At 69.7% G+C, this 17,573-nt stretch carries 19 protein-coding genes; 6 read left to right on the top strand and 13 right to left on the bottom strand.

The window, feature by feature from the left end; translation table 11 throughout:
• Nucleotides 1-335: 335 nt before the first annotated feature.
• From U9977_RS16150 to U9977_RS16140, 3 genes are all read right to left on the bottom strand, one after another.
• Nucleotides 336-740 carry a hypothetical protein gene (locus U9977_RS16150; protein WP_322750094.1) on the bottom strand — a complete coding sequence of 135 codons (405 nt, stop codon included), beginning with the start codon at nt 738-740 and terminating at the stop codon, nt 336-338.
• 279 nt (nt 741-1,019) lie between these two features.
• Nucleotides 1,020-1,394: a DUF5615 family PIN-like protein gene (locus U9977_RS16145; protein WP_322750093.1), complete on the bottom strand. Its 375-nt coding sequence runs from the start codon at nt 1,392-1,394 to the stop codon at nt 1,020-1,022.
• Nucleotides 1,391-1,621 (bottom strand): DUF433 domain-containing protein, encoded by a 231-nt coding sequence (locus U9977_RS16140; RefSeq protein WP_322750092.1) that lies wholly within the window; start codon nt 1,619-1,621, stop codon nt 1,391-1,393. Before U9977_RS16140 ends, U9977_RS16145 begins: the two co-directional genes overlap by 4 nt.
• Nucleotides 1,622-1,715: 94 nt before the next feature.
• Here U9977_RS16140 and U9977_RS16135 point away from each other — a divergent pair, with 94 nt between their 5' ends.
• Nucleotides 1,716-2,186, top strand: a complete 471-nt coding sequence (locus U9977_RS16135) for a pyridoxamine 5'-phosphate oxidase family protein (protein WP_322750091.1) — start codon at nt 1,716-1,718, stop codon at nt 2,184-2,186.
• Nucleotides 2,187-2,388: 202 nt separating this feature from the next.
• Here the strand turns inward: U9977_RS16135 and U9977_RS16130 are convergent, their stop codons facing one another.
• The gene (locus U9977_RS16130; RefSeq protein WP_322750090.1) at nt 2,389-4,509 is read right to left on the bottom strand and encodes an NACHT domain-containing protein; all 2,121 of its coding nucleotides are present in this window, start codon (nt 4,507-4,509) and stop codon (nt 2,389-2,391) included.
• Between the two features lie 119 nt (nt 4,510-4,628).
• Complete coding sequence (locus tag U9977_RS16125; RefSeq protein WP_322750089.1) at nt 4,629-5,756, bottom strand: cation diffusion facilitator family transporter; 1,128 nt, start codon at nt 5,754-5,756, stop codon at nt 4,629-4,631.
• Between the two features lie 510 nt (nt 5,757-6,266).
• Between U9977_RS16125 and U9977_RS16120 the strand changes: the two genes are divergently transcribed.
• Entirely contained in the window at nt 6,267-6,836 is a 570-nt protein-coding gene (locus U9977_RS16120) for a hypothetical protein (RefSeq protein ID WP_322750088.1), read from the top strand.
• Between the two features lie 4 nt (nt 6,837-6,840).
• Here the strand turns inward: U9977_RS16120 and U9977_RS16115 are convergent, their stop codons facing one another.
• Together U9977_RS16115 and U9977_RS16110 are read right to left on the bottom strand one after the other, a co-directional pair.
• Entirely contained in the window at nt 6,841-7,557 is a 717-nt protein-coding gene (locus U9977_RS16115; RefSeq protein WP_322750087.1) for an anti-sigma factor, read from the bottom strand.
• A complete protein-coding gene (locus U9977_RS16110) occupies nt 7,554-8,216 on the bottom strand; it encodes a sigma-70 family RNA polymerase sigma factor (protein WP_322750086.1) in 663 nt (220 codons plus the stop codon). The genes U9977_RS16115 and U9977_RS16110 overlap by 4 nt, the downstream gene beginning before the upstream one ends.
• A gap of 148 nt (nt 8,217-8,364) precedes the next feature.
• Here U9977_RS16110 and U9977_RS16105 point away from each other — a divergent pair, with 148 nt between their 5' ends.
• The 3 genes from U9977_RS16105 to U9977_RS16095 all read left to right on the top strand — a co-directional run bounded on the left by U9977_RS16105 (nt 8,365) and on the right by U9977_RS16095 (nt 10,954).
• The gene (locus U9977_RS16105) at nt 8,365-9,369 is read left to right on the top strand and encodes a hypothetical protein (protein ID WP_322750085.1); all 1,005 of its coding nucleotides are present in this window, start codon (nt 8,365-8,367) and stop codon (nt 9,367-9,369) included.
• Nucleotides 9,369-10,436: a phosphotransferase family protein gene (locus U9977_RS16100; protein ID WP_322750084.1), complete on the top strand. Its 1,068-nt coding sequence runs from the start codon at nt 9,369-9,371 to the stop codon at nt 10,434-10,436. Before U9977_RS16105 ends, U9977_RS16100 begins: the two co-directional genes overlap by 1 nt.
• A gap of 122 nt (nt 10,437-10,558) precedes the next feature.
• Nucleotides 10,559-10,954: a nuclear transport factor 2 family protein gene (locus U9977_RS16095; RefSeq protein WP_322750083.1), complete on the top strand. Its 396-nt coding sequence runs from the start codon at nt 10,559-10,561 to the stop codon at nt 10,952-10,954.
• Between the two features lie 41 nt (nt 10,955-10,995).
• Here U9977_RS16095 and U9977_RS16090 read toward each other — a convergent pair whose 3' ends face one another.
• From U9977_RS16090 to U9977_RS16065, 6 genes are all read right to left on the bottom strand, one after another.
• Entirely contained in the window at nt 10,996-11,367 is a 372-nt protein-coding gene (locus tag U9977_RS16090; protein WP_322750082.1) for an RNA-binding S4 domain-containing protein, read from the bottom strand.
• Between the two features lie 35 nt (nt 11,368-11,402).
• Nucleotides 11,403-12,326, bottom strand: a complete 924-nt coding sequence (locus tag U9977_RS16085; protein WP_322750081.1) for an oxygenase MpaB family protein — start codon at nt 12,324-12,326, stop codon at nt 11,403-11,405.
• 146 nt (nt 12,327-12,472) lie between these two features.
• The gene (locus tag U9977_RS16080; RefSeq protein WP_322750080.1) at nt 12,473-13,531 is read right to left on the bottom strand and encodes a maleylpyruvate isomerase N-terminal domain-containing protein; all 1,059 of its coding nucleotides are present in this window, start codon (nt 13,529-13,531) and stop codon (nt 12,473-12,475) included.
• Between the two features lie 136 nt (nt 13,532-13,667).
• Nucleotides 13,668-14,480: an ABC transporter permease gene (locus U9977_RS16075; protein ID WP_322750079.1), complete on the bottom strand. Its 813-nt coding sequence runs from the start codon at nt 14,478-14,480 to the stop codon at nt 13,668-13,670.
• Nucleotides 14,477-15,553, bottom strand: coding sequence for an ATP-binding cassette domain-containing protein (locus U9977_RS16070; protein WP_322750078.1), 1,077 nt, complete (start codon nt 15,551-15,553; stop codon nt 14,477-14,479). The genes U9977_RS16075 and U9977_RS16070 overlap by 4 nt, the downstream gene beginning before the upstream one ends.
• A 177-nt stretch (nt 15,554-15,730) precedes the next feature.
• The gene (locus tag U9977_RS16065; protein ID WP_322750077.1) at nt 15,731-16,588 is read right to left on the bottom strand and encodes a polysaccharide deacetylase family protein; all 858 of its coding nucleotides are present in this window, start codon (nt 16,586-16,588) and stop codon (nt 15,731-15,733) included.
• 261 nt (nt 16,589-16,849) lie between these two features.
• Between U9977_RS16065 and U9977_RS16060 the strand changes: the two genes are divergently transcribed.
• The coding region (locus tag U9977_RS16060) for an aldehyde dehydrogenase family protein (RefSeq protein WP_322750076.1) at nt 16,850-17,573 on the top strand (724 nt) is incomplete at its 3' end.

Raw genomic sequence — 17,573 nt, 5'->3', positions numbered from 1 at the left:
TACGACCGTTTGAACCCGCCCTCAGTGACCCGCCCCGCGGGGGAATTGCCATTCCACTGACGGGGTGCTTTGACGTATGCGGCTGTCCAAGGCCGCGTGCTGATGCGATCATCGTTACCTGAGTGGGGGAGCGGACGAGCGTCGTGACTTCTTCGTGTCGTACGCACGGGCGGACCGCGGGCTCTTAACGATGTGAATCTGATGCTACTGCCACAACACCAGATTCACATCGTTCCCAAGAACGCCCGGCAACAGGTCGTTCCGAATAGCGAGGGGGTTTCCCTGGGTCGGCCTGGGGCGCGCGATGGTGGTGGTGTCGCGCGCCCTTTGGCTGGTCAGGCGTGCTGTGAGCGGACGGTCGGGAGCTGTGCGGTGCGGGCGGGGCTGTACTGGTAGTTGGTGACCAGGCTGACCGCGAGTACGGCAAGGCCGCTGCCGAGGTAGAAGGCGGAAAGCCCGCCGTCGGTGTCGGTGAACGACAGCGCGACCGGCGACAGGACGAGGAGCGCGGCGGCGAGGTAGTCGCCGGCCGAGTGCACGGTGAAGGGCAGTACCTTGACGACGCCGAGCGGGTAGCGGGTGAGCATGCTTACCACGGCGATGACGATTCCCACGGTGACGCCGGTTGCGACTGCGAGCGATGAGCCGCCGGCCGCCAGCGGGATGATGATGAGCAGTGCGGCGACGGCGTAGTCGGCGACGGCGTGGAACCAGGCGGGCAGGAAGCGGACGAGGGACATGGCGGAACCTCCAGGCGTTGGTCGGGTCTGTCGACGGTCCGGTTGTGCTTTCCGCCTGTTGTTCGGCGCCCGATGGCGGTCGGATGGGTCCGCGGACCGCCTTCCCGCCTCAATCCGCTGTCGTCTCGCCGACACCACCGGGATGACTCCGTCGGATGGGGGTGCGGCTACCGGCGGTGCTCTTCGCGCCGGAGAACCTGGAGGTTTCCCGGATATGAGCGGATCAGGTGGGTACGGCGTCCAGCGGCCACTCGTGTCCTTGGGAAAGAGCGTCAACCGTTATGAGGAATGAAACGGTAGGGAGCGTATACGCATCCGGTCACGAAGTATTGTGACCACGGCGCCTGCGGCAAGTTCGTCCGCGACGCCGGGAAGGTTGGCCAGCAGGAGTTCGGCCTGCTGCTCGGGAGCCAGTTCGTTGAGGTGTCTGATCAGCACAAACGATGGCCTGGTACGCCGCTGCCGTGCGAGGATCGCGCTGAAATCACTGTCACTGGACACGATGATCTGTTCATGATCTGTCGCCCATGTGACGATGTCTGCGTCTGTGGCCGTACCAAGCCCCACGTCGACGACATGCTGGGCGTCGTAGCTGGCGGCACGAAGCCGTGCCGCAACCCGGGGAGACAGGTTCGCGTCGATCAGAAAATTCACGCCGAGTTGGCCAGCGGCAGCTCACGCTCGCTGACCGCCGCCGCTGCGTACTCCAAGGAGGCTAGGACGTCTGCGTACTCGAGGTAAGGGTAGTCCGCCAGGACGTCCTCGGCGGAACGACCGGCCGCGAGCTGGCCGACAACAGCGCTGACCGTTACGCGCATCCCACGGATGCAGGGCAACCCGCCCATTTGGGCGGGGTCGACACTGATCCGCTCGAAGGTCATTCTCTCATGATACGGCGGCGGAGGAGAACGGCGACCAGGTACTGGACGAGGTACTGGCGGCGCTGCCCCGGTTGGTGGCGATAGCGTCGCGACCATGAGTCGGACACGCGGTGACCAGATTCGCATGAGCCCGCAGGAGATCGACGACTTCCTGCACGGGCACTGGAGCGCTGTGATCGGTAGCAACGGGCCGCATGGCATCCCGCATCTGGCGACGGTCAGTTACGGGCTGATGGATGGCCGGATCGTGTTCAGCTCGTATGCGAAGGCCCAGAAGATAGTGAACCTGCGCCGTGACAGCCGGGTCACCTGCCTGGTGGAGGACCTGGGCGAGAGTTACGGGTCGGTCCGGGGCGTACTGGTTTACGGCCGGGCGCGGCTGATCGAGGAGCCTGACGAGATCCGTCCGATGATGAAGGCGGTGCTCACCCGGATAGCTGCCGCGGGGCGGGCCATCACGACCGACACGATGGCCGAGCGTGTCGTCGAGAAGCGGGCTGCCGTGCTCGTCGAGCCGGACCGTGTCCTGTCCTGGGATCACCGTCGCCTGGACGGTGCCTACTGAGGGCTTGAGGGTCAGGTGCGCACAGGGTGTTGACCAGGGTGCGGGTGGCCGGTTGTATGTGACTTTTAGAAGTAGATGACGGGCCTCTTCAAGAGTTATTTGTCGCTCACTTCATCTCTGGTAGCGGTCACTCAGGAGCTTGAGGAGTTGCCAGGCCCGGTGGCATCCGGGACGGCTCCGCGTACTCCTGAAGGGCAACTCGTCACCGGTTGGCCAGGCGACGCTGGAGTTCGACGTGGCGGAACTGGTAGACCGTCCCGACCTGACGCAGCACACCCCGGTGCTCGTGCGCGTCAGCGAGAAAGGCCATCAGCTCTCGCGGCAACCGGCCCCGCATCGCCAGCCATGCCCGCGCCACGGCAAACGATCCCCACGCCGTCTTGAGAAGCCCGCCCAAGAGCCCGACCGTGAGCCCGGCCAAGAGCCCGGCCGTGAGCCCGGCCGTGAGCCTGGTCGTGAGCCCGGCCGTGAGCCCGACCGTGAGCCCGGCCAAGAGCCCGGCCGTGAGCCCGACCGTGAGCCCGTCCGCGAGCACAAATGAGCGGAATGTGGCCCGATCCTGGACGAAGATCGACCTCGGACCGGCAGCCGCTGTGAGGTCAGCCGGGGTGGCCGTGAGCCCGTCCAGCCCGGCCGCGAGCCCGACCGTGAGCCCGACCACGAGCTCGAGCCAGAGCCCGAGCCCGAGCCAGAGCCCGAGCCCGAGCCCGCCCGCGAGCCCGGCCGTGAGCCCGACCGTGAGGTCGGAGACGCTGAGGCGCCACCGTATTTCCCGCGCCGGGGCTCCTTCCCCCCACCCGGCCGCGAGCCCGACCGTGAGCCCGAGCCCGACCGTGAGCCCGAGCCCGAGCCCGAGCCCGCCCGCGAGCCCGCCCGTGAGCCCGACCGCGAGCCCGACCGCGAGCCCGGGAAGCCAGCGCCGGTGTGGTGAGACAGCGGTGGGGAGTTGCCACCAGGCAAGGTCGGGGGTGCCGTGCAGGTTGTGGTCGAGGTGGCGGGCGAGGAAGACCAGCCACCGTTCGGCGTCGGCTGCCGGCCAGGGGCAGCGCCGGGCCGGGTCGGGATGGGGCCGGTAGGCGGCGGGGATGAAGGCGTCGAACAGGTGCTCTTCGACCGCGGAGCGGGTGGGAAAGAGACCCGGGTTGAGTAGCTCGAGCGGTCGACGAGGGACGGCGGTCAGCTGCTCGTTCGGGCGAGGGTTGTAGATGGCGCGGGCCAAGGTGGTCATCAGGGGGGTGGTCAGTGCCTGCGCCACCGGAGGGGGAGGGCTGGCGGTGAGGGTGGCCAATACCGGGTCCCACCGGGCGGCCGCAGCCGGCCCACCCGCGGAGGCGTGCAGGTAGTCGGTGATGGCGGCGGCGTCGAGCGGGCACAGTTCGACGCCCGCGGCACCGGTCAGACGGACCTCGATTCCCCCGGCCGGGCGTACGGCTGCCTGGTAGGGCCGGCTGCGGGCAGCCAAGACCAGCCGCTGCCCCGGCTGCAACGCCTGGTTGATCCGGTCGATCGCACCGCCCCGGACCGTTTCCGGGATCTCATCGAGCCCGTCCAAGACCGCCACGATCAGCCCTGCGTTCAGCAGCGCCCGCCCCCGACTCAACCTGCCGGGCCCCGGGGCCGGGTCACCCAGACCGGGATGGTCGGCGATCAGCCGGGTTTCCAACCAGTCGTACAGGTGCTGCCCGGTCGGGTTCCAGGAAGCCAACGGCACCAGCACCGGTACCGGCTCGGCGGGGCCACGCCGGGCAAGCAGGGCCAACACCAAGCGCACCAGCAGTATCGTCTTGCCCGCCCCCGGCTCGCCGAGCACCACCAGCCGCCCGGTCGGCACCCGGTCCAGCGCCTCAATCAGCTCGTTGTCGCTGCCGGCAAGCCCGGTAAGCCCGGCCGGCCCGGCGGCCCAGATCCCCGCCGGCGGTGGGGACGGCCAGCCGGCACCGCGGTCGGTCGCCAACCGGACCAACGACGCCCAGTCCTGCACCAGCCCCGGATCCGCCGGCTGCCAGCGCACCGGCAGCGCGTGCGGATCGTTCAGCCTGCGCAGCTCCGCCTCAGCCGTCCACTGGTCGTGGACCGCGACCGCGATCTGATCGGCGACCTGCTCCACCGTCAGGTCCGCGTTGTCGGCTCGGTCGTCCCGGTCCCGGTAGGAGGCCCACGCCAGCCACAGCCCTGGGGGCCCCAGGACACCGCCCACCACCCCGATCCGGGCGATCGCCGAGTCCGGCCCCAGCAACCACGCCAGGACACCGGTGACACCAGCCGACAAACCCAGCAGCAGCAGCGTGATCGGACCGGTGCGCCGCGTCCGAGATACCCCCATGTCACCATCATCACGACCAGCCGTCAGCGCCCGCACACCGGCAGGTCCGCACGCCATCAACCAGCCCAGATTCAGCGATATACATCACTGAAGGTCACGTTGTGTCGAACCGCGCGCTCCTATGAGCCGGCGGGTGCGACGACCGGGTGGTGGGCCGGGTGCTGGTGTGTCGGGTGGTGGTGGGCTGGGCTGGTGTGGATCGTGGCGGCGGCCAGCCGGGGGACGTGACGCAGCAGGTGTGCCTCGGCGGCGTGGGCGATGTCGTGGGCGTCCACCAGCGACAGCTGTGGATCGACCGTCACGTCGACTTCCGCGCGTAGCGCATGGCCGATCCAGCGGATCCGTAGCTCGCGGACCGCGCGGATGCCCGGGGTGTGGGTCAACGTGTCGGTGGCCTCGGCGACCAGGGCCGGGTCGACCGCGTCCATCAGCCGGGCCGTCACCACCCGGGCGGCGGAGCGCAGCACCCCGAGAATGACCACGGTGATCGCCAGTCCGACGGCCGGGTCCGCCCATCGCCATCCCAGTGCGACACCGCCGGCGCCGGCCAGGACCGCGAGGCTGGTGAACCCGTCGGTGCGGGCGTGCAGCCCGTCGGCGACCAGTGCCGCCGACCCGATCCGCCGGCCGATGCGGATCCGGTAGCGGGCCACCAGTTCGTTGCCGGCGAAGCCGACCAGGCCGGCGGCGGCGACCGCGCCGAGGTGGCTGACCGGGCGTGGGTGCGCCAGCCGGTCGATCGCCTCGAAGGCGGCGAGCCCACTGGACAGCGCGATCATGACGAGGACGGCGATACCGGCGAGGTCCTCTGCCCGGCCGTAGCCGTAGGTGAACCGGTTGCTCGGTGGGCGCCGGGCCAGCGTGAACGCGATCAGCAGCGGGATCGCGGTCGCCGCGTCCGCGACGTTGTGCAGGGTGTCGCCCAGCAATGCCACCGACCCTGACACGGCCACCACGATCGCTTGGACGGCGGCGGTCAGTCCGAGACCCGCGAGGCTCGCGAGCAACGCCCGCCGGCCGGCGGCGTCGGCCTCCACCGCGTCGTCGATCTGGTCGGCGGTGTCATGGCTGTGCCCGCCCGCCGCCTGCGACAGCGCGTGCCGCAGCCGCGGGCCGATTCCACGGAGCGGCGCCTGATCGCGGTGCGGGTGGCCGTCGGAGCGATGGCCGTCGGAGCGATGGCCGTGACCATCGCCGACGTGCGCGTGATCGCCCGCGCCGGGGTCATGCCGGTGGTCGGTGCTCATCGGCCGACGATAACCGGAAACGATCATTGCGGTCGGTTTGCAGATGCGCCTGGTCTGCTGCTGCCCGTCCTGGCCATCGGCGCATCCTGGTCTCCTGCCACATCCGTGCAGACCGCAGGCTGGGCGCGGATCGCCCGGACATAAGCCTCAAAACGGGCGGCCGGCTCTTAACGATGTGAATCTGATGCTCCTACCACAACACCAGATTCACATCGTTCCCAAAGAGCGACCGGCGAGAGGACGAGGAGTGCGGCGGCGAGGTAATCGCCGGCCGAGTGCACGGTGAAGGGCAGTACCTTGACGACGCCAAGCGGGTAGCGGGTGAGCATGCTTTCCGCCTGTTGTTCGGCGCCCGATGGCGACCGGATGGGTTCGGGTACCGCAACGTCAGCAGGCTGTCGCCGGTTGCGGCCGCTCCCCAGCGGGGTTGGCAGGTTACGGAGGTTGCCACCCCGCGTCCGACTTGCCCGGCTCTCGTATCATCCGATCGTGTTCTGGAGACGAGGTCAGGTGGCGGCAGGAATCGAGTCGTTGCTCATGGAGGACCGGTTTCGGGTGCAGCGGACGATGCCCGCTGATCTGCTGGCGACCCCCGGCTACCTGGTCATGAACAATCATCCACTCGGAATCGCTCCAGATGTGGCAGAGATGGCCTCATGGCGGGCGAGCGAAGCGCATCGGTTCAATGTGGAGCCCGGATTCGTCCTGCTCGGAGTGGCTCCACCGGACCGACCCGGCGGCTGGCCGATGCTACTGAGTGCATACGACGCTCGGGACGGTGCTGGGACGCAGCTATTGGCCGCGTGGTGGCTGGGCCCGGACACACCGACGAATCCCGTCGCCGCATTCAGTACGTTCATTGCCCAGTTCGGCACACACATGAGCGATGGACGAAACGAAAGCCTCTTCTTCCTTCGCTCACCTGGCACCGTTCCCCCCCAGCCGGTGCGCCGAGGGTATGAGGTCGAACTGCATGCCCTGCGCCAGACACAGCAATTCGTCGGAATGGTCGGCTGGGCGTGGTGCTTCGGAATTGACATACGAAAATATCGCTCCTATCTGTCCCTTCTCGCTCTGTGACTGGTCAGGCGCGGACGGGGGCGTTGACCAGCACCGGTGTGGTCGGCTGCGCGGAACCGCCGGCCGGCTCCACGGTGACCGCGATGGCGCGGGCGGCACCGACCCCGGTCAGCAGGCGGTCCACCGCCACCGCGCGGCCGTCGGCGGTGCCCGCGGAGCGCACCCCGTCCGCGCCGACGAACCAGAACTGGTAGACCCGCCCGCCGGCGAGCGCAGGCAGGTCCCGCGCAGAGACCAGTGCGCTGTCGGCCACGGCCACCACGGCCAGGCTTCCGCCGCCGTCCAGCGGCATGCCCGCCGAGCGTGACAGCGCCACGGATGCGAGCGCGCTCAGGCGGTCGGCGCGTTGGCGCTCGTCGTCCAGACGCCGGTGCTGGTCGGCCACCGTGAGGCCGGCCGCGGTGACGGCGACCACCGCCGCGGCGGCCGCGGTTACCGGACGCAGCCAGCGCGGGCGGCCTTGCCTCTTCTGCGGCCGCTCGGCCTGCGCCGGGAGCTGCGGGGTGGTCGCGATTCGCCCGAGCACCGCCGACCGTAGCGACGCGGGCGGCTCCAGCGCACCCGCCTCCGTCAGCGTCGCGGCGGCTGCCCGCAGCCCGGCCACCTCTTCGGCGCAGAACTCGCATCCGGCGAGGTGCGCCTCGACCTGTGCCCGCTCGCCGGCGTCCACGGCGTCCAGGGCGTATGCACCGGTCAGCGCGTGGACGTCCGGGGGAGTCATCGTCCGACCCCCAGGCAGTCACGTAGCCGGATCAGGCCGTCGCGCATCCTCGTCTTCACCGTTCCCACCGGGACTTTCAGGTACTCGGCAACCTCACGGTAGGTGTACCCGCGGTAATAGGCCAGTGTGATCGATTCCCGTTGGATGCCGGTGAGGCGGTCCAGACAGCGGCGAACACGCTCACGCTCGAGTCTCGCCTCGACCTGTTCGACCACGTCATCGAAGCCGTCCGCGTCCCGATAGTCGAGCAGGGCAACCCTGCGTTCACGGTCGGTCGACGCTTGCACCGAGCGGACGCGATCGACGGCCCGGCGGTGCGCGAGCGTGCAGACCCAGGTCGCGGCGCTGCCCTTGGTCGGGTCGAAGCGGGCGGCGGTCCGCCACACCTCGACGAACACCTCCTGGGTGACTTCCTCGGACTGCGCGGGGTCGCGTAGTACCCGCCGGACGAGCCCGAACACCCGCGGGGCGAGCAGGTCGTAGAGGGTGGCGAACGCATCGGCGTCACCGCGGCCGGCGCCTTGAAGGAGGTCGTCGGCACGTCCCGCGGCATCGGACCCGGTGCGCGGCGCGGCATCGGGCGCACTGCCCGGCCCGCTTTGCGGTCCGATGTCCGGCGCGAGGCGCAGCACACGGCGTGGATTCTCGTCGCCTCGCATCGACACCCGTTTCCCGTCCTGTGCGGAGCTTTCGGGATCGCTCCGAGTGTGTGATCGTGTTCTTCGCATTGTGCCCCTGGCAGTGTCATCGCGGTAACATCTAACTCATTGATCCGTATCGGGTCGGCTTCGGTGAGGAGATCATCACGTGGGAGCGCGGCTGGAGCTGGCGGATGCTTACCTGCACACTCCGGGCTCGGACCCGACGTGGAGCGAGAGCCGCTACGTCGACTTCTACGACGCCACCGCACGGGTCGGCGGCTGGCTGCGGCTGGGGATGCGGCCGAACGAGGGGCATGCCGAGGTGTCCGCGTGCGTCTACCTGCCCGACGGCCGGGTCGCCTTCGCCTTCACCCGCGCGCCCATCGGTGCCAACGGTCTCGCAGCGGGCGGCCAGGAATGGTCGGTCGGCGAACCATACGTAGCCGGGCAGGTGCGCGTCGCGGGCGAGGCTCTGCTGCTGGACGACCCGTGGCTGCTCACCGACCCCAGGCGGGCGTACGCACAGTGCCCACGGATCGAGTGCGAACTGGACCTCGTGACATCCACGCAGGGGCTGGCCGCGGTGATGGGATCCGATCAGGAGCACATCGAGAAGATCTTTCTGCCCGGTCAGGCCGACTTCCACTACCAGCATCTTGCCCACATCACCGGGACGGTCCGCGTCGGCGACATGAGGTGGCAGCTCGACGGCCGGGGCGGCAAGGACCACTCGTGGGGCCCGCGTAACTGGCAGGCGAAGATCTACATGCGTTGGCTCATCTGTTCCCTGGACGACGACACCGGGTTCATGCTGCTTCGCGCTGTCGGCCCGACCAGGAGCACCCGTAGCGGACATGTCTGGGTGGGCGGTGAGTTCGCGGTCGTCGACGACTTCGAGATGCACAACGCCTACGCCGGTGAACCCCACCATGAGCTGCGGTCGGTGTCGGTACGGATCTTCGCTGCCGACCGGGAGTGGTCCGCGAGCGGGCAGCCGGTGGCATGGCTGCCGGCTCGGCACCGGCGAACCGGAGCGGACGGCGTCGAGAGCATCCTGCGCATCGTCAAGTCACCGACCATGTGGACGTGGCCGGACGGGCGCGTCGGCGTCGGACACTGCGAATACCACGACCTGCTCCAGGCGGGCGTGCCCGTCGGATTGGCCGACTGATGCCGGACGGGTCGCGGGAAACCCCGGGTCTGGCCGTGCGGGCAGTCCAGGAGTGGTTTGGCGCGCACGTCCCCGCTGCCACGGGACCACTTCGGTTCGACGTGGTCGTCGGAGGTGGCCACTCGAACATCATCTACCGGGTGACGGACTCGGGCGGCCGGAGCTTCGCGCTGCGTAGGCCTCCGCTGGGTGCCTACCCACCGGGCGCCCACGACGTCATCCGGGAGGCCCGGGTTCTCTCCGCGCTCGGGCCGAGCGCCGTACCGGTGCCGCGGGTCCTCGCCGTGTGCGATGACGCTGAGATCACCGGCGCGCCGTTCGTCGTCATGACCTGGGTCGACGGGCACGTCGTGGCGACACCGGGCGACGTCGAACGGATCCTGCCCGATCCGTCCGCGCGGCAGCGGGCCGCCTGGGAGCTTGTTGACACCCTCGCCGACCTGCACGGGGTCGACGTCACCGCCGTGGGTCTGGGCGACCTGTCGCCGCGAGGGGATTTCATCGCGCGAGCGTTGCACGGGTGGTTGCGCGTCTGGGACCGCGTCCGAACCCGCGACCTGCCGGTCGTGGCGGAGCTGGCCGACCGCCTCGGGCGGAGCCGCCCGCAGCGGTCCCGGACCGGTCTGGTGCACACCGACTTCCGTTTCGGCAACGTGATGCTCGGTTCCGACGGGCGTGTGGTGGCCGTCCTGGACTGGGAGCTCGCGAGCGTCGGTGACGTTCTGGCCGACATCGGCGTGCTGCTCAACAGCTGGGAGCTACCGGCGGACGCAACGCCGCCGGTGTGGATGGCGACCCCGCCGACCCGCGCGGCCGGATTCCCGGACCGCACGGCGATCATCGACCGGTATGCCGAGCGCACCGGGTTCGACCTGGCGGACCTGGCGGACGTGGCGTACTACCGGGCCTTCGCCTACTGGCGGATGGCGGTGATCGCTGAGGGTGTCAAACGCCGCTACGAGTCCGCGAGTCTGGCCGGTAGCCCGGTCGACTTCGCCCATCTCGACCGCCGGGTGATCGACCTGACGGAACTGGCCGACCTCCAGCTGCGGGCGTCTACCGCCTGAGGGGCCGAATCCGTCCGATTGATCTATTGACATGTGATGACGCTCACATGTTTTGATGTCCGTGCGGGTCATCCATGCGCGGGGTCCAAACGTTCTGTAACCATCCAAGGGGGAGAAGGCACATGTCCAGCAACACTGACGTCATCAACGGTGCGTACGAGGCGTTCGGGCGGGGTGACGTCGCCGCGGTCTTCGCAGCGTTCGCGCCCGACCTCGAGTGGACTACTCCGGAGGGCATGAAGGCCCACGGCATCGGCGGCACCCGCAAGGGGCACGCCGAGATCGGTGCGTTCTTCGGCCAGCTGCAGGCCGTTTTCGCCGAGCTGCGCCTTGAGCCGCAGGAATTCGTGGAGTCCGGCGATCGGCTCGTCGTGCTCGGCACCCACCACATGCGCGCTCCCGGTGGCACGACCGGCACAGTCCGGTTCGTACACTCCTGGACCGTGGTCGACGGTAAGGCCATCCGGTTCGAGGAGTTCTACGACACCGCCGAGGTGAACCGCCTGCTCGCGAGCTGACCTGTTCCGGTCGCTTCGCGCGACGAGGATGCGGGGCGCCTTCAGTGGTGACGCAGGCGTTCCATGGCGCGTCGGTCCTGCTTGGTCGGGCGCCCCGTGCCCCGGTCGCGGACACCCATCGCAGCGGTAGCCTCCCGCGTCGGCGGTGGGCTCTGATCGATGAAGCACTCTCCGGCGACGGTGGCGCTGGTCCGCTTGCACAGGATGCGGGTGACGACGACGATCCGCTCGTGCCCGTCATGGCGTACCCGCACCGTGTCCCCGACGCGCACCGCGTGGGCCGGCTTGACCCGTTCACCGTTGAGATGGACGTGCCCAGCACGGCAGACGGCGGTCGCCTGCGACCGCGTTGCGAGCAGCCGCACAGCCCAGATCCAGCTGTCGACCCGCGCGGTCAGTTCCTGCGACGCCATACCACGACTCTACGAATCCGGCGGCGGCGGCGGGGTCAGGCCGTCGTGACCGGCGGCGTGGCGTCATCCGGTGCGGGGCGCGCCACCGGGCAGCCGTGCGGGAAGGTGCCGAGCTCGGCGATCTCGTAGCCGGCGGGGTAGCTGCGGATGTTGGCTCGCTGGCGGGTGTACAGCGGTTCGGTGCGTGGCGGCAGGAACCGCACCACCCGCCCGCGCAGCCGCACCGCCGCGGCGCACGCGGCCTGTTCGGCCCGGGATATCCGCGGGTAGCCCAACGCGGCGCGCAATGCGTCGTCCATCAGCCCCAGCGCGAACCGTCTGATCAGTGCGGCGGGTGCGTGTTGGGTGGGTGGGAACGTGGTGAACAGCCTGAGCGTGGCGTCGGCGACGGCGCGCCCGCCCGGGTCGGTTCCGCCCGTTCCGGTGGCGAAGTGCTCGGCTTCGTAGGCGTCGAGATAGGCGGCGAACTCCTGGTAGGTCGCCGGGATTGCGGTCATCCCCATGTGCCGCCCGAGTTCGCGGTAGTAGTGGGCGCTCGCGACCTTCTCGGTCTCGCAGAGGCGCCGCCAGCCGAACCGGTCGATCCAGCGGATCGGGACGACGACGAACGTGGACAGCACGTACACGAAATCCTCGTTGGAGATTGAATAGGCGCCGTGCATCTGGTTCATGCGGCGGATCGCGGTGCGTCCCCCCGGGCCGGCGAAGCCGTGTTCCAGGACCGCGTCGAGGATCAGCGACGTGTCGTCGTAGCGCTTCTGGACGCGTTCGGTGAGTTCACCCGTCCCGGCGAGCAGGCTCCCGATGGATGGGACGGCGTAGGTGCGGAACAACGCGAACGACAGTGACTGGTTGTAGTCCCACGGGAATTCGTGCGTGACGCTGATCCGGTAGATCTCGAGGAAGTCCGTCGTCGGGTCGAGCTGTTCGATGTGGTGCAGCCAGTCGAAGCGCTTCATCCGGGCTCCTCCCAGGGGACCGAAAAAGGATGTGAATCCGATGCTGCTCCAGTAGCAGTGGATTCACATCGTTGAGAGCGCCCGGGGCAAGGAGCGTGGATCAAGGAGCGGGACTGGGGTGAGTGCATCGCGACGCGGACGGCCGGTCACGGGCCGGACAGCGCCGGGGCGAGCGCGAGCAGTCTGCGGCCGAGCGGGTCGTCCCCGGTGATGACGACGTCGAGGTCGTCGAGCCTCCTACGGTCGCCGACCAGCAGGCAGAACTCCACCGTGCCAAGGGTGATCTCGGCTGCGGGCGGTGTTCGCGCGGCACCCTCAGCGCCGCCGGCATGCGCGGCACCCCCGACGGCGCCGACGCGCACCAACCAGGATCCTCCACCCGGCCCGGTGAGCGTCAGCTCGACGGTGCCCGCCGGCGGCTCGGACACCCCTGGGATGTCGAGGGTGGACAGCTCGTCGAGCAGCCGCGCGGCAAGGTCGGACATGACGTGCAGATCGTGGGCGAGCGGGTCGGGCAGGCGCAGGCCCACGGCGTGGGCGATGTCGCGGGCATGGATCCACGTCTCGAAGGCCCGGACGGTGAGCTGGTCGGCCACGGACATCCCGATGCCACCGACCTGGATGGACCGGCCGGCGAGGTTCGGCTCGGCACGCAGCCGCGCCGCGATCGCGTCGACACCGTCCCGCCACAACGCGCGGGCATACTCCGCCTCCGCTGGTCGGGTGCGGGCGTGGGCGATCAGCGCCTCGCTGTGGGCGACGACGTCCTGACGCGGATCCACCGGCGGGTCCGCGGGAATCCCGATCGCGGCGGCGAGCAGGCCGTCGGTGGCTGCGACATGGGTGACCAGGTCGCCGATGGTCCAGCCACGCACCGGGCTCGGCGCAGCCCTGGCCGGGCTGTCGAGTTCGGCGAGCGCGGACTCGAACAGACCCGCCGCCGCCGCGAACGGTGCGGCAAAGGCGGGTACCGACGGCGCCGGCCGGCGCCGCGCCAGCGCCGCGGTCACGACCTGGGCGGTCGGCGGTGGCGACTCGGCACCGGTGTCCGCCCGGTCGGTGAGCGTGGCCAGCGCCGCCGCGGTCTGCCGCAGCGTAGCCGCCTCCTGCGCACACGCCGCGCAGCGGTGGACATGCGCCGTCACCGCCGCGGTCTCCTCGGCGTCGCAGGCGTCCAGCGCCCATGCCCCGAGAAGGTCGGTCACGTGCCCGCCGCTTGCGTTCACCTGCCTGCGCCCTCCCGTGTACCGATCTCGATGGCTACTTCACGGTAGGTCCCGCCGCCGCCGAAAGCCAGCCGTGTGACATCCGGACATCGGGGACCTGCGATCGTTTATACGATTATGAGGTGAGGTTGCGGTACTGATGCACGGCCAGCGGTGCGAACACCGCACCGATGCCCACCGACCAGACCACCGACTGCCACACCCAGTGGAGCGCGGGGCCGCCCTCCATGAGGGCACGCACAGCGTTGATCGTGACGTTGGCCGGCTGCACCGTCGCGTAGCCCCGCAGCCAGCCGGGCATGGTGCTCACCGGCACGAACGCCGAGCTCGGGAACACCAGCAGGAAGAACGGCAGGATCGAGGCGACCTGCGCAGTCTCGGGATCCTTCACGGCGAGGCCGATGGATGCGAACACCCACGACATGGCGTAACCGAACAACAGCACGAGCCCGAGCCCGGAGATGATCGCGGGGACGGAGTTGTGGAAGCGGAACCCGACCGCGATCCCGACCGCGATCATAATCGGCAGTACCACGACGGCGCGGCACAGGTCGGCGACGGTCCGGCCGGCGAGGACGGCCGAGCGGGCCATCGGCAGGGCACGGAACCGGTCGATGATCCCGCTCTTGAGGTCTTCGGCCAGCCCGACCGAGGTCGCCGCGCCGCCGATGAGCGACGCCTCCACGAATATGGCCGGGACGATGTAGTTGACATAGACACCGCCGGGGACGGCGATGGCGCCACCGAGGACATAGCGGAACAGCAGCAGGATCAGCAGCGGCTGGGCACTGGAGATGAGGAGCAGCTGGGGTGTGCGCACGAGCCGGACCAGGTTGCGTCGGGCGATTCCGGCGATGTCACCCAGGGCGACGGTCGGGCTGAGCGACGCCGTGCGTGCCGTCGGCCGGTCGAGCGTGACGATGTTCATGCGCTCCTCCGCGGGGTTCCAGAGATCGCGGGTATCGGAGCCGTTCCGGCCGCTCCGGCCGTTTCTGGCCCTCCGGCCGTTCCGGCCGTACCGGTGGCGGACCGGGCGCCGGACCCGTCATCGGCCGGCTCGCCGGCGGCGTGGCCGGTCAGCGAGAGGAACACGTCGTCGAGCGAGGGACGCCTGATTCCGAGATCGTCCAGGGCGACACCGTCGTCGTCGAGACGGCGTCCCGCGGCCAGCAGGACCTTGGCCCCGCCGCCCGTCGGGACGGCGACCCGGCGTCGCTCGGCGTCCAGCTGGGGCGGACCGTCGCCGAGGTCGGCCAGGAGCGCCGCGACCCGGCCGAGGTCGGCGGGGTCGACGACCCGGGCTTCGAGCATGGCGCCGCCGGCGCGGGACTTAAGCTCGTCGGCGGTACCGGCGGCGACCACCCGGCCCCGGTCGATGACGACGATCCGGTGCGCGAGGCGTTCGGCCTCCTCGAGGTACTGGGTCGTCAGCACGACGGTGGTGCCGTCGGTGACCAGGTCTTCGATGAGCGTCCACAGCTCGTTGCGGGTCCGCGGGTCGAGGCCGGTGGTGGGCTCATCCAAGATCAGTACGGACGGGTGTCCGACGAGGCTCGCGCCGAGGTCGAGGCGTCGTCGCATGCCGCCCGAGTAGGTCTTCACCTGGCGGTCGGCGGCCTCGGTGAGCGAGAAACGCTCCAGTACCTCCTGCGCCCGCCGGCGCCGTTCGGCCTTTCCGACGTGGTAGAGCAGCCCGACCAGTTCGAGGTTCTCCCGCCCGGTGAGCATCTCGTCCACGGCGGCGTACTGGCCGGCCAGCCCGATCATGGACCGCAGCCGCTGCGCGTGCCGGACGACGTCGTACCCGGCGATCGTCGCCAGGCCGCTGTCCGGTCGAAGCAACGTTGCCAGGATCCGCACCAGGGTGGTCTTGCCTGCGCCGTTAGGGCCGAGCAGGCCGAGGACCGTGCCGGCGTCAGCACTCAGGTCGACCCCGGCCAGGGCGTCGATCGACCCGAATCGCTTGGTCACCGCTCTTACTTCGATCATCGGCGTTGTCATCGCCCTCCCACTCTCCTCGTCCGGTGACAGCCTTCGTGACAGCCTCGGTGGCAGCCTCATCGTCGACGGCTCCCGGCCCGTTGTCTGCACCTGGCCGGGAGCTGTCGTGGGTCGTCGAGCCGAAACCGCCGCAGAGCAGGTCCCACTGCAGGTCCCACTGCAGGTCCCAGCACAGGTTCAGCCGACGGCGCGGGACGTCTGGAACATGGTGTCCAGGGTCACCGGTTCCAGTTTGCGGTCGGCGATGAGCTGCTGGATCTGGTCGAACAACCCGAGGATCGTCTGGTGGTTGGCGTGACCGATCATGATTGTTCCTGGCTGCAGGTAGCGGCGGGCCAGTTCCATGAGCTGCTCGGGGCTGATCAACGTCGAGTCCCCGAAACTTCCGTTCCACAACAGGATCCTGGTGAAGCCGAGTTCGCCCACCAGGGCGTCGACGTGTGCGTTGTGTGCCCCGTAGGGCGGTCGGAACCAGGGACGGGAGGTGATGCCGAAGGTCTGCTCGATCCACTCCTCGTTCCTGTCGATGTCCGCGCGGATCGCGTCGTCGGGGCGACCGAGCAGATTCAGGTGGGTCCAGGTGTGGTTCGCGATCTGGACCTGGCCGGCCTCGATCAGCGGACGGAGGGTGTCGGCGTGGCGGTCCCAGATTGCCCGGTAGGCACCGTTGGGCGCAAAGGTGATCGGGATTGCGGAGCGGCGGGCGAACTCCACGTAGCCGGCCACGGTCTCGGGCGAATATCCGTCATCAATCGTGATCGCGATCCGCCGGGTCGGTGCGGGCGCTCCGAACACCACCGACGGGCTGCCGGGCTGGGCCGGCGGGATCGGTGGGATTGCCGGCTGGGTTGTCGGGCCGACATGCGGCGCGCTGGCCGGATTCCCGATGGTCCGCCCGGGAGCGGGCACCGGTGCCGCGATGGGACGCGGCCCGCCGGCGGCGCTGGGTCGTGGTGTCGCAGGTTCGCCCGAGCAACTGGTCAGGGCCTGCGCCGCGCCGACTGCCAGCAGGGTGAGCAGCGTCCGGCGATCCATGGTCGGAACGGTACAAGCCGTTCGAACGGGGTGGGGCCCCGCAGACATTCCCGGTGCCGCGGCGAGACGAAAGGTTCATGATCGCATTAACGCAGGTCGGCCGTGGTCCGACGTTCGGTCTCGTGCCGTCCCTGAAGGTCGTCTCAAGTAAGTACTGCGGCTGGCGGGAGGCTGCTGCTATTGTGACGTGCGTCCCATACTTTATTGAGTTCGACTCGATAAAGTCAGGCCACGTTCCCGGAGGAGCGCATGGACCGGCGCATGGACCGAAGGACCGGGCTCTACATCGACGGCCGCTGGCGGGCACCGAGCGGTGACGGGACGATCGAGGTCGTCGAGGCTGCGACCGAGGAGACCATCGGCGTGGTGCCGGCGGGCGAGGCTGACGATGTCGCCGCCGCCGTCACCGCCGCTCGGGCGGCCTTCCCTGCCTGGTCGACGAGCCCGATCGAGGCCCGGGTCGCGTTGTTGCGGGAGCTCGCCGACGGGCTGGACGCACGCGGTGGGCAGCTGGCGACGATGATGAGCCGTGAGGTCGGCACGCCGCTGGTCACCTCCGAGCGGGTCCAGGTCGGCCTTGGCGTGTCGGTCATCCGCTCGATCGCGGACGTCGCCGAACGGCTGCCCGCCCAGGAGCGGATCGGCTCGTCGATCGTGCTGCGCCTCGCCGCCGGAGTGGTCGGCGCGATCACGCCGTGGAACTACCCGCTGTACCAGCTGACCGCCAAGGTCGCGCCGGCGCTCGCGGCCGGATGCACCGTGGTGGTCAAGCCGAGCAGCGTCGCGCCGCTGGCCGCGTTCGTGCTCGCGGACGTCGCCCACGAGATCGGTCTGCCCGCCGGCGTCCTGAACATCGTGACGGGCCGCGGGGCCGTGGCCGGGGAGACCCTGGTCAGTCATCCCGAGGTCGACCTGGTCAGCCTGACCGGGTCGAGCGCCGCGGGCGCCCGGGTCGCCCAGCTCGCCGCGCCCGGCATCAAGCGGC

Origin of the sequence: Protofrankia sp. Cas8, assembly GCF_963555845.1 — a bacterium.
Classification (GTDB): domain Bacteria; phylum Actinomycetota; class Actinomycetes; order Frankiales; family Frankiaceae; genus Protofrankia.
This window is presented reverse-complemented; position numbering and strand designations above follow the sequence as displayed.